This window comes from Pseudomonas solani (assembly GCF_026072635.1).
GTDB lineage: Bacteria > Pseudomonadota > Gammaproteobacteria > Pseudomonadales > Pseudomonadaceae > Metapseudomonas > Metapseudomonas solani.
In genome coordinates, this window is the sequence record NZ_AP023081.1 from 362,653 (window position 1) to 377,716 (window position 15,064).

20 protein-coding genes are annotated in these 15,064 nt (G+C 62.2%); all 20 read right to left on the reverse strand.

What is annotated here, in order from left to right; translation table 11 throughout:
* Positions 1 to 24 precede the first annotated feature (24 nt).
* The 20 genes from PSm6_RS01645 to PSm6_RS01735 all read right to left on the reverse strand — a co-directional run bounded on the left by PSm6_RS01645 (position 25) and on the right by PSm6_RS01735 (position 15,033).
* On the reverse strand, positions 25 to 285 hold the full coding sequence (locus tag PSm6_RS01645) for a hypothetical protein (RefSeq protein ID WP_265169341.1): 261 nt from the start codon (positions 283 to 285) through the stop codon (positions 25 to 27).
* Positions 282 to 665 carry a hypothetical protein gene (locus PSm6_RS01650; RefSeq protein WP_265169342.1) on the reverse strand — a complete coding sequence of 128 codons (384 nt, stop codon included), beginning with the start codon at positions 663 to 665 and terminating at the stop codon, positions 282 to 284. Before PSm6_RS01650 ends, PSm6_RS01645 begins: the two co-directional genes overlap by 4 nt.
* On the reverse strand, positions 662 to 1,306 hold the full coding sequence (locus tag PSm6_RS01655; RefSeq protein ID WP_265169344.1) for a glycoside hydrolase family 19 protein: 645 nt from the start codon (positions 1,304 to 1,306) through the stop codon (positions 662 to 664). Before PSm6_RS01655 ends, PSm6_RS01650 begins: the two co-directional genes overlap by 4 nt.
* Positions 1,307 to 1,324: 18 nt before the next feature.
* The gene (locus PSm6_RS01660; protein ID WP_265169345.1) at positions 1,325 to 1,822 is read right to left on the reverse strand and encodes a phage tail protein; all 498 of its coding nucleotides are present in this window, start codon (positions 1,820 to 1,822) and stop codon (positions 1,325 to 1,327) included.
* A complete protein-coding gene (locus PSm6_RS01665) occupies positions 1,819 to 3,192 on the reverse strand; it encodes a hypothetical protein (RefSeq protein ID WP_265169346.1) in 1,374 nt (457 codons plus the stop codon). The genes PSm6_RS01660 and PSm6_RS01665 overlap by 4 nt, the downstream gene beginning before the upstream one ends.
* 333 nt (positions 3,193 to 3,525) lie before the next feature.
* A complete protein-coding gene (locus PSm6_RS01670) occupies positions 3,526 to 5,487 on the reverse strand; it encodes a tail fiber protein (RefSeq protein ID WP_265169347.1) in 1,962 nt (653 codons plus the stop codon).
* 241 nt (positions 5,488 to 5,728) lie between these two features.
* Positions 5,729 to 6,037, reverse strand: coding sequence for a DUF4376 domain-containing protein (locus PSm6_RS30715; RefSeq protein WP_443096608.1), 309 nt, complete (start codon positions 6,035 to 6,037; stop codon positions 5,729 to 5,731).
* Positions 5,959 to 6,225, reverse strand: coding sequence for a hypothetical protein (locus PSm6_RS01675; RefSeq protein WP_265169349.1), 267 nt, complete (start codon positions 6,223 to 6,225; stop codon positions 5,959 to 5,961). The genes PSm6_RS30715 and PSm6_RS01675 overlap by 79 nt, the downstream gene beginning before the upstream one ends.
* A complete protein-coding gene (locus tag PSm6_RS01680) occupies positions 6,225 to 7,859 on the reverse strand; it encodes a phage tail protein (RefSeq protein ID WP_265169350.1) in 1,635 nt (544 codons plus the stop codon). Before PSm6_RS01680 ends, PSm6_RS01675 begins: the two co-directional genes overlap by 1 nt.
* Complete coding sequence (locus PSm6_RS01685) at positions 7,856 to 8,494, reverse strand: baseplate wedge 1 family protein (protein ID WP_265169352.1); 639 nt, start codon at positions 8,492 to 8,494, stop codon at positions 7,856 to 7,858. The genes PSm6_RS01680 and PSm6_RS01685 overlap by 4 nt, the downstream gene beginning before the upstream one ends.
* Positions 8,491 to 9,636 (reverse strand): baseplate J/gp47 family protein, encoded by a 1,146-nt coding sequence (locus PSm6_RS01690; protein ID WP_021218493.1) that lies wholly within the window; start codon positions 9,634 to 9,636, stop codon positions 8,491 to 8,493. The genes PSm6_RS01685 and PSm6_RS01690 overlap by 4 nt, the downstream gene beginning before the upstream one ends.
* 65 nt (positions 9,637 to 9,701) lie before the next feature.
* The gene (locus tag PSm6_RS01695; protein WP_031287383.1) at positions 9,702 to 10,055 is read right to left on the reverse strand and encodes a contractile injection system sheath initiator; all 354 of its coding nucleotides are present in this window, start codon (positions 10,053 to 10,055) and stop codon (positions 9,702 to 9,704) included.
* 10 nt (positions 10,056 to 10,065) lie between these two features.
* Positions 10,066 to 10,707 carry a Gp138 family membrane-puncturing spike protein gene (locus PSm6_RS01700; RefSeq protein ID WP_021218491.1) on the reverse strand — a complete coding sequence of 214 codons (642 nt, stop codon included), beginning with the start codon at positions 10,705 to 10,707 and terminating at the stop codon, positions 10,066 to 10,068.
* Positions 10,700 to 10,873: a hypothetical protein gene (locus PSm6_RS01705; RefSeq protein ID WP_265169354.1), complete on the reverse strand. Its 174-nt coding sequence runs from the start codon at positions 10,871 to 10,873 to the stop codon at positions 10,700 to 10,702. The genes PSm6_RS01700 and PSm6_RS01705 overlap by 8 nt, the downstream gene beginning before the upstream one ends.
* Positions 10,864 to 11,559 (reverse strand): phage protein, encoded by a 696-nt coding sequence (locus tag PSm6_RS01710; protein WP_265169355.1) that lies wholly within the window; start codon positions 11,557 to 11,559, stop codon positions 10,864 to 10,866. The genes PSm6_RS01705 and PSm6_RS01710 overlap by 10 nt, the downstream gene beginning before the upstream one ends.
* Positions 11,556 to 11,873 (reverse strand): phage baseplate plug family protein, encoded by a 318-nt coding sequence (locus PSm6_RS01715; RefSeq protein ID WP_021218489.1) that lies wholly within the window; start codon positions 11,871 to 11,873, stop codon positions 11,556 to 11,558. The genes PSm6_RS01710 and PSm6_RS01715 overlap by 4 nt, the downstream gene beginning before the upstream one ends.
* The gene (locus tag PSm6_RS01720) at positions 11,870 to 12,628 is read right to left on the reverse strand and encodes a phage baseplate protein (RefSeq protein WP_265169357.1); all 759 of its coding nucleotides are present in this window, start codon (positions 12,626 to 12,628) and stop codon (positions 11,870 to 11,872) included. Before PSm6_RS01720 ends, PSm6_RS01715 begins: the two co-directional genes overlap by 4 nt.
* A gap of 9 nt (positions 12,629 to 12,637) precedes the next feature.
* A complete protein-coding gene (locus PSm6_RS01725; protein WP_265169358.1) occupies positions 12,638 to 14,077 on the reverse strand; it encodes a phage tail family protein in 1,440 nt (479 codons plus the stop codon).
* 114 nt (positions 14,078 to 14,191) lie between these two features.
* Entirely contained in the window at positions 14,192 to 14,599 is a 408-nt protein-coding gene (locus PSm6_RS01730) for a phage tail assembly chaperone (protein ID WP_021218485.1), read from the reverse strand.
* 2 nt (positions 14,600 to 14,601) lie between these two features.
* Positions 14,602 to 15,033: a phage structural protein gene (locus PSm6_RS01735; protein ID WP_021218484.1), complete on the reverse strand. Its 432-nt coding sequence runs from the start codon at positions 15,031 to 15,033 to the stop codon at positions 14,602 to 14,604.
* Positions 15,034 to 15,064 lie beyond the last annotated feature (31 nt).

The following is a 15,064-nucleotide window of genomic DNA, read 5'->3' on the forward strand; positions in this document are numbered from 1 at the left end:
GGAAGGGATAGAGGCCCGCCGTACTCAGCGACAGGCCTGGAACGCGGCCAATAGCTCGCGCTCGTAGCCGATGCGTTGCAAGCGCTCGGCACGCAGGGCTTTCATTTGTTGATCGATCGTTGCATCCAGCGCCAGCGACTCGACTGCAAACGCCGGCACCGCAGGAGCGACCACCTTGCAGGGAATCGGCACCGGCACCTTGACCTCGACCAGGTCAGGGGCAGGCTGCACCCCGGTGGAGCAGCCGGATAACAGCGCAAATGGCAGCAACCAGGCGACTTTCATGGCGCACGCTCCCGGCGAAGCTCTTCGGCAAACGCCAGGCGCGCCGCCTCACAGGCATCGACGCCTGCCGGCGATGGCTCCAGCATCACCCGGGTCGCCGCGGCGTAGTCCTGTTGCGCAGCCTGGTTGGCCCGTGCCTGGAGCAACTCGCCCTGGCGAGCTCTCTCCGCAGCACGAGCCTCGAGCTCGACCATGGCAGCGTTCTGCTTTTGCAGCACCAGCAGGCTGGCTTCGGCGCCACGACGGGACTCGGCCAGCTGTTGCCTCAGCTCCTCCAGTTGCGGGCGGTAAACGCGGGTAGCGCACCAGGCGCCCAGCCCGATCAACAGCGCCACCATCAGCAGCAACGCCAGCCACTTCCAGGAAGCGAGCCGGTTCATTCCAGCGCCTCCCGGGCCTTCAGCCAGAGCGCCTTGCGCTCTGCCAGGCCATTCAGCCCACCGTTGATACGGCGGGTGATGGCCTCGAAATTCCCAGCATCGGCCAGCGCATTCAAACCATTGGATTTCCAGAACCAGGCGGCAGACAACACCGCCTGCTCCGGTTGCAGCAGCAGATCCGGTTGCTCCAGCAGCGGCAGCCCCAAGGCCTCACCGCAACGCTGGTACATCCCGCGCCCGGTGATCTGCAACAGACCCCGCCCACGGAAGCGCCAGCCATCACCGGACTCCTCATCGCCATTGCCCATGCGATTGGCATAGACATGGTTGGCGATTACAGCCGGCCGCCGCTGATAAGCCAGCGCCAACGCATTGGGCTGCTCATCCGCTCCACGGAACCGACCTGGCCAGGTAGCCGCCAAGCCGGCAGCGCTGTAATTGAGGTTCTCCGCGAAGCGGGAGAAGCCAGCGGACTCATGGGCGCACTGGGCCAGGAAGGCGGATTGGCGGGCGGGGGTGGTGATGGAGAAGCGGGACACTGCTGAGGTAAGGGCGGAAATGAAAACGCCCGCTTCGGGGCGGGCGTTTGTATTCAGGACACTAAAGGCCCCACTCAATCGGTCAAGTGCATTCACTGTCATAGGCGCACCAATCTGAACTCATACCCGGGACATGTCTTCAATGGCCTGCTTCACATGAAGCCTCGCCTCATCCTCAAGACCATCTGCCATTGCCTGGCGTACCTTCGACTTGCTCGCAAGCCTGATCTCGCGCAAGGCATGAATAGCCACCTCACCTCGTTGTGCCTTCTCGAGGATTTCGTTGGCGGCCTGCTCAGGATTGCGCCCACCGATTGACCACGCGCTTACCGAGCGAGGTACGGAGTCGATCGGGTAGCCAGCCGACTTGAATGCTCGCGCCTCCATTGCAGCGACCTCATACTCGGCCAAACGCAGGGGGCTACCGACCACGCTTTCGAGTACCGAGTTACCGGCACGATCTATCGCCTCACAGAGCTTGCTCAGGCGCCTCTCTCTGGCAGCTACGACCAGTGCGTCATCAAGCACCCATTCACCGTCTTGCCAACGGTGGCACTCGGATGGATTCGGCACACGTAGCTCATCGCCATAAACATGAAGTCCCTCAATCACCTTCATTTGTACACACTCCAGGTGAAAACAGCGTTTGTGCAATTGGAATAGCTGATCGAAATGCCATTCTCGTAATCCGAACTTTGTATGGTTTTAACTCCCATACTGAATAGCAGCTCATCGCTGGATGCCACCTGAGCACCATAGGTATGTTCTACCTGATAGGTCTGCCACATCGATCGTGCACTAGTGTGGTCGAATCCAGCATTAATCGATGTTTGAAAAACATCGCCCACTGCGTTGTTACTGGATATGGTCATGGGCGTATATCCGTTCCAGTAGCTCTCGGTCACTACCGCAGCATTCCCAGGAACACAGTAAGCGGAAGAAGCCCCCATCCAACCCGTTCCAGAGAAAACGATGTGTGCCAAGCCGCTTTCCGGAGGCATCAGACAACTGAGACTTCCAGATGCAGCTTTGACATGAGGGTCCATGGGCAGATACAGCGTACCCGTACCGTTAAGCGAGACTGTCCAGCTATGGCTCCGCCGGTGATAAACACGCTGAACGAGCGGAGAACTTCCTGCAGCCCCGGTAATAATCCGCGCTAGGCAGATATCCAGTACCGTAGATGGAAACCCACCCCCCGACTCGCCATTCACAGACCCTTTCAAGGAAACAGGAATTACATCACTCAACTTGCCCTTTTGAACGTAGATCGACAGGGCACCATTGATCACTTGAGCCCGGAGGAAGTACTCCGAGTTGATAGCCAGATCGGGACTGCCCCACGCCGACGTTACGAACGGCCTTGCGATCCCTGTCTTCGTGCTGTCGACTTCCACAGCAACGCTCAAGGAAACCCCGGCAGGAATAGTGACTTTCCCCCCCGCGCCCGCTACCGCCTGGGCAGTAAGCATGATACGGCCGTCATCAGTAGCAATCACCGGAAGCGAAAGCGCATGAAAAGGCAGCCCGATGCTCTTGAACGTCACGCCATCCTGAATGCCATACCCATCTACGGACGTTGGTTTGTTGGTGATCGAGCTGAAACTGTGGGCATGAGCCAGAGCAGCATAGGTATCATCCAACTCACTCTTGGTGACCTTCAAGGCCTCCCAAAGAGCGGCATATGAGACCGGCCTCTTCCCGGTATTGGCAGTAATGCTTCGCCAGAGTTTTCCACTCTCCTGAACATATGCGCCAATAGGGTAATCCTCAGTGGCGGACCACTCAGGCACACCGCGCTGCATCAAATAGCGCACTGCCTCATCGCCGCGCTTGAACAGCGAGTTGAACCACTCCATCGGCGGAATGCCATCGGTCTGGTCGAAGGTAACGCCCCAGCCACGGGCGATATCAGGGAAGCTTTCCAGTTCCCCGGGTTTGGCCCCCGAGGCGAAGACCGTCTCGTTGGGGCGATTGTATTGAGTCATGAATAAAACCTCGTTCGATTCGTTTGCTAGAAAACCACCCAGCGATTGGCCAGGTGGTTGAGCGGCGCCTCCCCTCTTGTGGGTTCTGTCTGCCGCCCGGAAATAAAGGTGGTCAGTCACCCCACCGAAAACGAATCGACGAACTCCATACCTTCGATACAAATCGACAACGAGCCGGTCAGTAAAGAGAGCGGCCCGCAGAGTGCGGGCCGGATACACGCGTTAGATCAGTCGCTAAAACAGCGCTCCCTGAATCGGCATCTGGGTACTACATCAGAGCCGATACTTTCGTAAACGAAAACCTCGTCGCCCTGAAGGCGCGAAAATGCTTCGTTAGCCCAATTCCATCCAGGTAGTGATACTTGCGCCTGCTGTCAGCGAGTAGGTAACACCATTCGGAACGATGGCATACACGGTGGAGGAAATGGTTCCACTTGATATAGGTGTCAGTTGCGCAACCAATAGCCCGCCTACGTGAAGGCCACGTGTAGCTGCACCGTTTGCGGCAAACACACTTACGAACTTGGGTCGCCCGCTGGTATTCGTGTACGTGACGCCAGCAGAACGGCTGGCAGTTACATCCTGCCAAGACTGCCCATCGCCCAGAGTGCGTGGACGCGCCTCAAGCGCCTCTACCCTCGTCACCAACGCTGCGTATGTCGAAGAAATTGCCGCCGCATCGATGGTTCCGGCGTTGGTCACCCCCCCTCCCATCCTGATGATCCAGCAGCCAGTTACGTTGAGAGGACGCGTTTCCGAAGCAACCCGAGGCGCACCGTTTACTCCATCGCCAATCGGGCTGCGGATTGCTCCAACCCCCGAAGTAACACCATTCGACATGGCGACGTTTGTCGCGCTGAGCCCTGTTGTACCGGCAACGCCACCAATATCCAGATTGTGCCAGTGACCTTGCATAGCATCCGTTTGCACAACACCGTGCGTCCCTGTGGACAACGTTCCATCGCCCCTCAGGAACAATGCCCCCAACGATCCCACCGCCTTGCCGTTGTAGTCGGGCATACGGAACGTGGTACTCCCATCGCCCTCAGTGAACATGCCTCGCTGCGACGGATCGCTATTCCAGAGTGCCTCGGTCGCTTTGGGCAGCCTCCCTTCACTGACGGCTGCCCAGATATCGGGATAGAGAGCCCGATTCAACAACTGGCCATCCGCAGGCGCCCAACCCGCAGGAATAGAGTTGCGGAACGACCACCACATGACCGAGGCCGCAGGCAAACCGGTTCCCAGCGTATTGTCTGCGTGCAAAACCGAACGCCAAGGGGACCAGACACCGCCGCCAAGAAGACGGAACTTCATCGTCACCAGCGAAACGTCGGCACTGCTCACATAGGGCAATGCAACCTGAATCAGGTTCGCGGCATAGCGGGCAGTCAGTAGCCAGTAGTAGTTGGTTACCCCGCTGCCCTTCAGCATGCTTGCCTGGCCATCGGGGTGGTTGGCATTCCTGGATCCGGCAGGTCCTCCGAGCAGCTTGGGATACCAACCTGGTTCAGTTACCGCATTGAAGTCCGTTTGCGAATCCGTCGTGCTTGCCGCAGGAACGGTACCGCCAGCCGGTGTCATCAGTACCTGAAGCTGCGCATTGGCCGTCGGCGTACCTCCGGCGCCACTGACGTAAACCACCGGCACCGAGCGATAGGTCCCGCTGTCCACAAGATCCCCGGTGACACGGAAGCGGTGAGCGACCGTGCCGCCTGAGCGGCTCTGGATACAAAGGGTGTCGCCAGCCCGCAAGAGGGCCACTATGCGGCTGTAGTCCAGGCCTTCGGCGCTGGACTTGGCGATCAGCAACGATGTGGCGTCGGCTGGGTTGGTGGTGTTCAGCGCCAGGTAACCGTTGGCTACGCCACCCGAGGTGGCACTGCTCCACTGCCACTGGCCGAAGTTGATGGTGCCGCCACCCAGTTGCTCCTGGATCAGCGTTTTCAGAGCCTCTCGAGTCAGCGCCGTCTCGACCCACTCGGTCGGGTTGAGGGACGGCCGCTTTCCAACACTGCCCACCTTCGCCTTCCAGATCTTGCCACCCTCCTGCACATGGGCGTCGATCGGGTAGTCCTCCGTGGCGGACCACTCGCCGATACCACGCTGCAACAGATAACGCACCGCTTCATCGCTGCGTTTGAACAAGGCGTTGAACCACTCCATCGGCGGGATGCCGGTGGTCTGGTCGAAAGTCACCCCCCAACCTCGAGTGATGTCAGGGAAGCTTTCCAGTTCTCCGGGTTTGGCACCCGAAGCAAAGACCGTCTCATTGGGGCGATTGTATTGAGTCATGGATAAAACCTCGTTCAATTCGTTTGCTAGAAAACCACCGGCGGTTACCAAGTGGTTGAACGGCGCCTCCCCTTTTGCAGGTTCGGTCTACCGCCCGGAAATAAAGGTGGTCAGGTGCCCCACCGAAAACGAATCAACGAACGCCATGTCTTCGATACAAACCGACAACGAGTCAGTCGGAAAAGAAACGGCCCGCAAAATGCGGGCCGCAAATAAGCGTTACATCAGTCAGTCGAACCTATCACTGCCACCACTTATCGCTCGTGTAGTCGCAGGGGACTGCCTCCATGTCCTTCAGACGACGACCTGCCAAGACCAGTGCCCGAGTACGCGCTGCCACGGCCGTGGCGAAAGCCAAAATAGTATGGGCATCCATGGGCATGAGGGTATTGTCTGCCGTGATCCAAGTGAAATCCTGTTCTGGCTCCATCCAGCGCAGATCATCCGACTTGGCACCGCCTGTCATTGCCATTAAAGCCAGTTGAGCAGCTTCGATGATGCGTTCGCGGTCGATTGGCCTGGATTGGAAGTGCGCACCATTGAAGCTGATCCCCCGTCGATACGCTTGTCGCGCTCGGCGTCGACCTCCACTCGCGTTGGCTGGTAGACCGGATTGCAGTGCACCGAAATGTCTTCGGGGGTCATCACCTCCAGGCCACCTGGGATAAATGCATCCTCGGAGCCATCTGCAGGGAAGGAAAAAATTTCACGAGTACTAGGGTTTCTTAAGAATTTCATCAACGAAGCTCCCACCATTGTGTCATTGATGTGCTTGAGTTGACCGAGTAGGTCGCTCCAGCCGGAATGGTTAATGACAAACAATGCCCAAAGGACATGTTTGCAATTGAAGGGCCGCCAAGCGTCTGACCATTGACAGTCACGCCGAGGTACGACATGGGTACGCCAGTCGCCACTAGGTAAAGCTGTATTGAGCGCCCGGTTGCGTTGGTATAAGTGGTCGCCAAGACTCTGTTTACCAGTACATTTGTCCAACTCTGTCCATCGCCTAGCGTTCTCGGGCGCGCTTCCAGAGCTTCTACGCGCGTAACCAGGGCCGCATAGGTCGAAGAAATCGCTGCTGCATCGATTGCTCCGGCGCTGGTAACTCCGCTACCCATCTTGACGATCCAGCAGCCGGTTACGTTGAGCGGGCGGTTTTCAGCTGCGGTGGGAACGACACGTGATGCATCGAAACTCAAAAGCGTGCTGGCGCCTGTTCCAGACGGCCCGTTGCTAGTATTCTCTGCACTGAACGCTCCCGTCGGGGCTGAGCCAACTATCTTGGCTCCTGCCCCCGTTATGTTCCGAATGGCATCCCCTTGAATCGAGCCAGAAATGCCGCTCGACAACGCCCCATCCCCCCGCAGGAACAATGCCCCCAACGACCCCGCCGCCTTGCCGTTGTAGTCCGGCATCCGGAAGGTAGTGCTGCCGTCACCTTCGGTGAACATGCCGCGCTGGGAGGGATCACTGCTCCAGGTTGCCTCGGTGGCCTTGGGCACCTTGCCATCGCGAATGGCCGCCCAAACGTCGGGATACAACGCACGGCTCAACAGTTGACCATCTGCCGGGGCGCAGCCAGCAGGGATGCTGGCGCGGCTCACCCACCATTGGACGGACATCAGCGGCATGCCCATGTCCGAAGCCCCCGACGGCGTCAGCAATACCTGCAGCGAAGCATTCGCCGCCGGCACGCCACCCGCCCCACCGACATACACCACCGGCACCGAGCGATAGGTCCCGCTGTCCACCAGGTCCCCGGTAATGCGGAAACGATGAACCACGGCACCGCCATCGCGGCTTTGGAAGCAGATGGTGTCCCCAGCTCGCAAGATGCTGAGGCCACGGCTGTAATCCAGTCCTTCGGTGCTGGCCTTGGCAATGAGCAAGGCAGTGGCGTTTGCCGGCGTGCCGTTGTTCAGTGCCAGGTAGCCATTGGCGAGAGCACCCGAAGTGGAGGCACTCCACAGCCATTGGCCAAAGTTAAGGGTCCCGCCCCCTAGCTGCTCCTGAATCAGTGTCTTCAGGGCATCACGGGTCAGCGCCGTCTCCACCCACTCGGTGGGGTTGATCGACGGCCGCTTCCCAACGTTCGCCACCTTCGCCTTCCACACCTTGCCACCCTCCTGCACATGGGCGCCGGTCGGGTAGTCCTCGCTGGTGGACCACTCGCCGATGCCGCGTTGCAGCAGGTAGCGCACGGCTTCATCGCTGCGCTTGAACAGGGCGTTGAACCATTCCATCGGCGGAACGCCGGTGGTCTGGTCGAAGGTCACCCCCCAGCCGCGGGGGATGTCGGGGAAGCTCTGGAGCTCGCCCGGCTTGGCGCCGGAAGCGAAGACCAGTTCGTCGGGACGGGTGTATTGCGTCATAGGAACCTCGCGAATTTTCCTTGGTTGAAGCCGAGTGCGCCGGGGGCGCCACGGAAGCCGAATGCCCGCTGGGGCACTGCGACGTAGAACTGGATGCGGACACCGGCCGGGCGCGGCAGGATGTCCAGGGTGTTCAGCGCGTAGCGCTTGAAGTCGCTGATCTGGTCGGTGCGGATGACCACGGTCAGGCTCATGTCGTACTGGTCGAAGACCACCGTTTCGCTGTTGAAGATGAAGCGCAGCGCCGCGCTGATGTCCTCGATGGTGCCGAGCTGGTAGTTGCGGGCAATGCGGCAGCGGATGAGGAAGCGGTAGTCGTCGTCATCGAGCACCGCCGACTCACCCAGCGGGTCGCCCATGCGGTACCACTTACCCTTGCCGAAGCCCTTGGCGCCGGCCACTTCAAAGAAGCCGAACAGGCTGCGCGGCGCCAGGCCGGGCAGCACGCGGCCCTGGCCGACATGCTTGCCGACCAGGTCGAGGTTCACGCCTTCGGCGTTGTCGATGTCCAGTGTTTCAGGGAGCGCCGCCAGCCCTTGCCAGGTATCGCCGAACTGTCGCGAGAGCAGTTCGGCGGTGGCGGCGGCCCGGGGCTTGCCCTGGTACTGCCAGATCAGCAGGCGGTCGTAGCTCATAGCACCACCACTTCGATGTCAGCCTGGGCGAAGCGGGCCCGTTCACGGACGCCGATGACGATGTTGTCCGCCGCCAGGGCGCCGCTGCGGCGGCCGATCTTCAGCTGCTCGACCCAGAAGCCCTGCACCGTGTTGATCGGGCTGTAGAGCCGGGAGAGCTGCACGTCCTGGCCGATGCGGAAGTCCAGCTGGGCCAGCTGGGCCTTGATCGCGGCGACGTCGATGGCGGTGAATTCGGCGTCCCGGCGCAGCTGGACGAAGGCTTTGCAGTCGACCATCGCCGGGCGGTCGAAGCGGATCAGGCGATTGACGCCCTGCCCGTCCACCACGGTGCGCGATTGCTGCCCCATGAGGCCGGTGCCGGCGGGTTTGCGCAGGAAGATCGCCTGGGCGATGGCCTGCTCCTCGCCGCCATCGACGATGAGGTTGAGGCTGTGCCCGGGCACGCCGTCGGCGTCCGCGGTGGAACCGGTGTTTTCCAGCCCGACCACCTGGCGCACGTCGGCCAGTTGCAGCAGCGCCGCCACCAGGCCGTCGAGGCTGTTCTGCGCCGGGCGGGAGCGGCTGCGGTAGAAGCGCGCCCGCAGTTCCGGGTCGGTCTCCTCTTCCGCGCCCACTTCGGCGGCGGCCAGGTTGGTGGCGGTGTCCCAGCCCAGCACCAGCGTCTCGATGGTGAGCGCGCTGTTGGCGGGCAGGTTGAAGGCACCGAGCAGCTCACTGCGCAGGTCGGCGCGGGCCGAGCCATCGGTGCCGAGGGTGATGTCGGCGACCAGCAGCCAGCGGCCGCGGTTGATGTCCCGCAGCACGGAGCCGGCGGGAATGAGGGTGCCGGCGCGGCCGGTAAGGGCGGCGCCGCGCAGGTAGCTGTAGCGCGCCTGGCGCCGGGTCAGGCCGGCGTAGGCGACCCGCTGTTCCAGCCAGGCACCGCTGGCGTGGTCCGGGTCCAGGGCGCGGTAGGTGACCTCGCCCAGCTCCTCCAGGTCGGCGCGGATCTGGGCGATGAGCCCGAGCATCTGGCCGTCCGGGCTGTCGGGGGCAAGGTCGATGTCGTTGCCGTAGATGGCGCGGAAACCCTGGTCCAGATCCGCAAGGATGCTGTCCAGGCGTTCACCGACATAGCCCTTGTTGGTCAGTTGTCCCATGTTGGTTCTCCAAAGAAAAAGCCCCACGCGAGGTGGGGCTTCGGTATGACGGCGGTTGCGGCCGTTCAGCGCTGCACGCTGGTGCTCAGGCTGGTACCCAGGCTGTCACGCAGGGTCACGCCGATGCTCAGGCGCCTGTCGTCGGGGCTTTCGCTGATCTGGAAGTCCAGGATCTCGCTCACGCCCTCGGTGGTCAGGATGCAGCGCTTGATGTCGACCTCGATCTGCGCCAGGTCCGCTGGCCGCTCCATGCGGGGCAGCCAGGGCAGGCCGTGTTCCAGGTCGAGGAACCAGTCGCCGCTGAAGGAGCGCAAGCGCGTACACACGCGCTGCGCCACGCACTCACTGCCGTCGGCGTAGTTGTTGCGGCCCTGGCCAAAGGTCCAGTCGCCGTCCTTGTCTATTCGTCTCACTCTCATTGTCATGTCCTCATTGCGGCACGCCGGTGACGCCGGGGCCGGCCATGACCTGGCCGTGCAGGTGGCGCTCCAGGCTGATGCCGTTGGAGACCACGTCGCCCTTGCCGGTCATGCCGGCCTCGAACACCACCGGGCACTTGATCAGCACCTTGGCGCCGTCGAGCGTTAGGGTGCCGCCTTCGTCCAGGCGCACGTAGGCCGAGCCGTCCAGCCGGCGCAGTTCCACCGCGTCGGTGGCGAAGGCCGGGACGACCTGGGGCAGCGAGCTGATGCCCATGATCGCCACGGCGTCGGACAGGTCGTGCTGGCGATAGTCCAGCGGCTCCGAGGAGCCGCCCGACTGCCACCAACCGTCGATGCAGCGTTCGTTGAACACCAGCAGGCACTCATCGCCCGGCTTGACCGGGAAGGTCAGCACGAAGCCGCCGCCCCGGGGAAACTGCACCGGCACGTCCGGCAGCAGCGGCAGGGCCTGGCGCGAGCCATCCATGAGCTGCTGCTCGATCATCGGCTGCACGCTGGCCACCTGGCGCGCGGCGTCGAAGGCGACGATGCGGCCGGGCAGCGCGGTGTGCAGGCGCTTGAGGCGGGCGTCGATGGTGGAGCGGTTGGCCTTGTCCATCGACGGGGTCTGCCAGTCGTAGTTACCCATTGCCCTTGCCTCCCTTGTCGGTCTTGGCGGCGTCCTTCTTCTGGAACTCGCCGCCGATCACCGACAGCACGCAGTACCAGTCCTTTTCCATCACATCGCCCTTGCTGTTGATGGTGACGATCTTGTAGTCGCCGTCGTAGCGCGGCTCGATGGATTTCAGCCGCACCGTGCCGCCAACCCGGGGGCCGGGTCGATCAGGCAGGTCAGTTCCAGCCCGCCGCCCTTGATCTCCTTGGGGGCGCCGATCAACCCGGTCTCCTGGGACAGGAACACCGCCTGGTCGTCGAGCACGTAGCCGGCGGGAAGCAGCAGCAGGTCGCCATCCTGGATCGACCAGTCGGCGCCCTGCTCCGCCGCCACTTCGCTCAGCACGTCGCGGCTCAGGCCGGACAGCACCTTGCCCCGAGGCAGCGGGCGCTGCTTGGGCAGGACGACCTGCCCAGGCGTGGTGCCGGTCATGCTGGCCACCGCGACCTTCACGTGGTCGTTCGCGGTACTGCCGGCGGCCAGGGTGGTACTCACCCGCGCCTCGCGCATATCCGTGTCACCGGTGTTGCAGGTGAGCACAATGACGTTGTCCAGCTCCTTGCGCTCCAGCGCCACGGCAGTGATGTCACCGGCGTAGAGCAGGCGCAGCTCGCTGTAGCCAGCCCACAGCCAGACCTTGCGGAAATCGCTGCCGTAGAGCCATTCGCGGTGCTCGCGGTTGAGGTTCCAGATGCGGATCTCGGCCTTGTTGGGGGTGTTGTCGATGCTCTTGGTGAACTCGAACGTGACCCGCAGGCTGTCGATCACCAGGCCGTTTTCCTCGCTGCCCAGCACCAGGCGGTATTGCCGGCCGAACTGCCTCATGGCTGCACCTCCGACTTCTCGCCGATGTAGAGCAGGCAACGGCTGCCCATGTCCTTCCCGCCCATGGGGTCGAGCCCGACGCCACTGAGGTCGTCGAGCCAGAGGAAGAACGGCAAAGTGCTGCGCCACAGCATCGGCACGCCCACTACCAGGGTCAGGCCCTGGGCCAGCCAGGTGTTGTCGGACTCGTCCAGCAGGTCGAAGGCCCAGTGATCGCCGATGCTGTTGTAGCGCAGAGTCAGGCGCAGGCGTTGCCCGGCGAAATCGAAGCTCTGCTCCTGCAGCGGTTCGCTGCTGATGGGGATTCGTTTCATCTGATAACCCCAAATACGGCATGCATCAGGCTTTCATTGCGCTTGTCCGCCTTGGGCGTGGTCTTGCCCTGGGGCTTCTTCGCCGCTGCCTGGGTATCGCTGCGACCGGAGCGTTCGGTACCGGCGGCCGGGGTCACCACGCCATTGATGACGCGGGTTTCCACCACCAGGATCTCACGCAGGGTCAGGTCCAGATCGATGGAGCCGTCGAGTGTCTGTGTGGCTGCAATGGTGCTGAGCAGCATGTTCTTGTACAGGTAGAAGCCGGTCTGTACCTGCAGCAATTCGCCGGCCTTCTGGGTATCCAGCAGACACTGATAGATCTGCTGCAGGCGTGACTGGCTGGGCGAGCTGTCGAAACGCGACAGCGGCTGGGACTCCAGCATCCAGGGCGCCAGGGGACGGGCCTTGGTGCCATCTGCCAGGGGCTCCAGCCAGCTCTTCAGTTCGCGCTTGGCACGGCTCTCTCCCTGCGAAGTGCGGGGTGAGAGCAGGCCAGGCAGGATGTTGTCGAGGAACCCTCGCCCGCTGCGCACTCCCGGCATGCTGTCGATGGGCAGGTTGGCTAGAGGGTCGTAGTGCTCCACCACGGTGCCCTTGATAATCAGGGAGCGCGGTTGCACGTAGGCGTGGTCGGCGATGTTGGCACCGCTTTCCACTGGGTTCTCGGTGATCTTGAGGTCGGATTTGTGTGTTTCGCTTATCACCGCATCGAGCCTCAAGGTTCCGATACGGCGGTTGATCAGCATGACCATTGATTCACCTCACTGCCTAATTTCGCTGCTGTTGTTGTGAGTGGTCAGGCGTTGCTGGTTGCGTGCGACCTGCTCGGCCACTTCGCGGCCGATCTCGCGCGGGTTGTCCCCCGCCACGTTTACGGTCACCGTCTGGCTGTAGCTGTTACTGACCGGCTGAGCCGGCATCGCCAGGACGCCGACACCCGCCGCAGCCTGGCTCTGAGCGCCCTGCACACCAGCGGACAACTGGCTGGCTCCGTCCACGAGGCCAGGCCCGTTGGCCATCAGTGCGGACAGGCCACCCGTGCCAGGCCCCTTCATCGCGCGCCCAGGACCAGGCTGAGGTGTTGCTCCAGCCTCGCCCTCCTCTTCGCCTCCCAAACCGATGTAGGAAGCGGCTTTGGATATAAAGCCCCCGATGATTTCGAACTGCGCCTTGAGCGCTTCGAACCAGCTGCTGAAGGCTGCCTTGACGCCTTCGAAGTCGCCGTTTATCGCGGCGAAGAACATCTGGAAGATGGCGACCAGCTGCATGACGCTGGCGCCGATGATGGTGAACAGATCATTGCCGAAGGCCGTCACGGTCTCGCCGTTTTCCGCCCAGAACGCTGCGAACACCTCCTTGAAGGCGGCCAGCGTTTCATTGATGCCTTCCAGGCCGGTCTTGAACGGCGCCCAGAACTCACCGAGCGCCGACTGACCACCGTCCAGGTAGGTCATGAAGTCGTCGACGAGCGCGATGAGGCCGATCAGGGCGGCGACTATCCAGGTCACCGGGTTGGCGGCGAAGGCCAGGATGGTGGCCTGGCCGACCCAGGCCAGGGCGGCGCCGAGCATCATCAGGGTCGCCTCCCAGCCGACGGTGGACTGCACGACGGCGTCCACCGCGCGGCCAAAGTTGACCAGGGCGTCCAGGCCCTCCCCCACGATCTCCATGGTTCGGGTGAGGCCCGCCGCGATCAGCTCCTTGTTGGCATCAAGCAGGCTCAGGAAGCCCTCGGCCAGATAACTCAGCTGCGGCGCGATGCCGAGGGCGACACGTACCTTCACCGCCTCCAGCATCTTGTCGAGGCCGTCCATGGCCTTCTCGTAGCGCTGGGCTTCGGCGACATCGCTTTCGCTGACCACGCCGAGGGAGTCCTGCCCACTCTTGAGCCCATCCAGGCTCTCCAGGGCAGAGCCGATATAGCCGGCGATCGTGCTGACGAAGCCGCCGATTCCGGAGGCGACGGAAAGCAGCGAGTCGCTCGCCTTGGCGGCGGTTTCCTGCACCTCGTTGAGGGTGTCTACATAGCTGTAGAGGTTGGTGATGTTCTGCGTGAGGGAGTTGTCGGTGATGCTCAACTCCTGCTTCACGCTATTGGTGATCCGCGCCAGGCCGAGCGAAAAGCCGACGCCAATACCGAGTTTGTCGATTTCAATTGCTGCCATTGGCCTGCCTCTCATGGGCCTGACGCTGTGCGTCATCCCACTCCGCTATCGCGTCGTGGAAGTCGCACAGGTCAGCCAGGGTGTAGAGCGCGCGCAGCTCATGCAGGGTGCAGAGCTGGCGCATGACAGGGGTGAAGAGGAACCAGTCGGTTACTCCGCCTTGGCCTGCCCCGGCAGAATCGCCGACAGGGCGGGCATGGCGGCGGCGAAAAAATCACCGAACTGGTATTTCACCCCCTCGATCAGCAACGGCAGCAGGTGGCCGCGATGCTGGTTGAAGTGCGCGTCGGCACGGTCGGCCAGGCGGAAAGCCGCACCGTCCTCCGGCTGCGCATTGACGTGCTGGAGCACCAGCGTCTCGATCTCCGCCACCACCGGATCGCCCAGGTTGGCGAGGATGGCGCCGATGGCCAGGGACTCACTGCCCTCGCCGCGCTCGATCTTTACGCCCTGCAGCAGGCGCGCGGCCTTCTTCAGGGCGTTCCAGGCCGGCATGGCATTGGCCGGGCGCATGACGTAGGAGATGCCATCCAGGTTGATGCGATGTTCGGCGTTCATGTTCAGGCGACCCCTTGTTCCAGGCTGACGTTGGCGCGTTCGAAGACGATGACCCACTGGATGTCGTTGGCTTCGCTGCCACGGGTCACTTCAGGACGCGTGGTGAAGTAGCCCTTGGTGGCGCTGATCAGGTCTTCGTTGAGCAGGTCACGCACCTCCAGGGTCAGCGGCACGAAGGCCTTGAGGTTGCCGTCCTGCAGGGCGCGCAGGCCATTGAGGTACTTGTTGTCCGCCGAGTGCTGCTTGAGCTTCAGGGTCAGGGTTGCGGAACGGTCGTTGTTGGCGACGAAGACGCCGCTGCCGTTGCTGCCCATCTTCAGGGTGCCGGCGGCGTTGTTGAAGGCCAGTTTGAGGGCGTCGGCGCCGCTGGCCCAGTCGCGGATCTCGTAGCCGTTGATCAGGACGGACAGTTGGTTCTGGTCATAGATAGCCATGGAAAATCTCCGGAAAAGAAAAGGCCCCATC

Bases quoted from the DNA above. Each gene is read 5' to 3' on its own strand.
- PSm6_RS01645 (WP_265169341.1), bottom strand. From the start codon at position 285: ATGAAAGTCGCCTGGTTGCTGCCATTTGCGCTGTTATCCGGCTGCTCC.
- PSm6_RS01650 (WP_265169342.1), bottom strand. From the start codon at position 665: ATGAACCGGCTCGCTTCCTGGAAGTGGCTGGCGTTGCTGCTGATGGTG.
- PSm6_RS01655 (WP_265169344.1), bottom strand. From the start codon at position 1,306: ATGACAGTGAATGCACTTGACCGATTGAGTGGGGCCTTTAGTGTCCTG.
- PSm6_RS01660 (WP_265169345.1), bottom strand. From the start codon at position 1,822: ATGAAGGTGATTGAGGGACTTCATGTTTATGGCGATGAGCTACGTGTG.
- PSm6_RS01665 (WP_265169346.1), bottom strand. From the start codon at position 3,192: ATGACTCAATACAATCGCCCCAACGAGACGGTCTTCGCCTCGGGGGCC.
- PSm6_RS01670 (WP_265169347.1), bottom strand. From the start codon at position 5,487: ATGACTCAATACAATCGCCCCAATGAGACGGTCTTTGCTTCGGGTGCC.
- PSm6_RS01675 (WP_265169349.1), bottom strand. From the start codon at position 6,225: ATGAAATTCTTAAGAAACCCTAGTACTCGTGAAATTTTTTCCTTCCCT.
- PSm6_RS01680 (WP_265169350.1), bottom strand. From the start codon at position 7,859: ATGACGCAATACACCCGTCCCGACGAACTGGTCTTCGCTTCCGGCGCC.
- PSm6_RS01685 (WP_265169352.1), bottom strand. From the start codon at position 8,494: ATGAGCTACGACCGCCTGCTGATCTGGCAGTACCAGGGCAAGCCCCGG.
- PSm6_RS01690 (WP_021218493.1), bottom strand. From the start codon at position 9,636: ATGGGACAACTGACCAACAAGGGCTATGTCGGTGAACGCCTGGACAGC.
- PSm6_RS01695 (WP_031287383.1), bottom strand. From the start codon at position 10,055: ATGAGAGTGAGACGAATAGACAAGGACGGCGACTGGACCTTTGGCCAG.
- PSm6_RS01700 (WP_021218491.1), bottom strand. From the start codon at position 10,707: ATGGGTAACTACGACTGGCAGACCCCGTCGATGGACAAGGCCAACCGC.
- PSm6_RS01710 (WP_265169355.1), bottom strand. From the start codon at position 11,559: ATGAGGCAGTTCGGCCGGCAATACCGCCTGGTGCTGGGCAGCGAGGAA.
- PSm6_RS01715 (WP_021218489.1), bottom strand. From the start codon at position 11,873: ATGAAACGAATCCCCATCAGCAGCGAACCGCTGCAGGAGCAGAGCTTC.
- PSm6_RS01720 (WP_265169357.1), bottom strand. From the start codon at position 12,628: ATGGTCATGCTGATCAACCGCCGTATCGGAACCTTGAGGCTCGATGCG.
- PSm6_RS01725 (WP_265169358.1), bottom strand. From the start codon at position 14,077: ATGACGCACAGCGTCAGGCCCATGAGAGGCAGGCCAATGGCAGCAATT.
- PSm6_RS01730 (WP_021218485.1), bottom strand. From the start codon at position 14,599: ATGAACGCCGAACATCGCATCAACCTGGATGGCATCTCCTACGTCATG.
- PSm6_RS01735 (WP_021218484.1), bottom strand. From the start codon at position 15,033: ATGGCTATCTATGACCAGAACCAACTGTCCGTCCTGATCAACGGCTAC.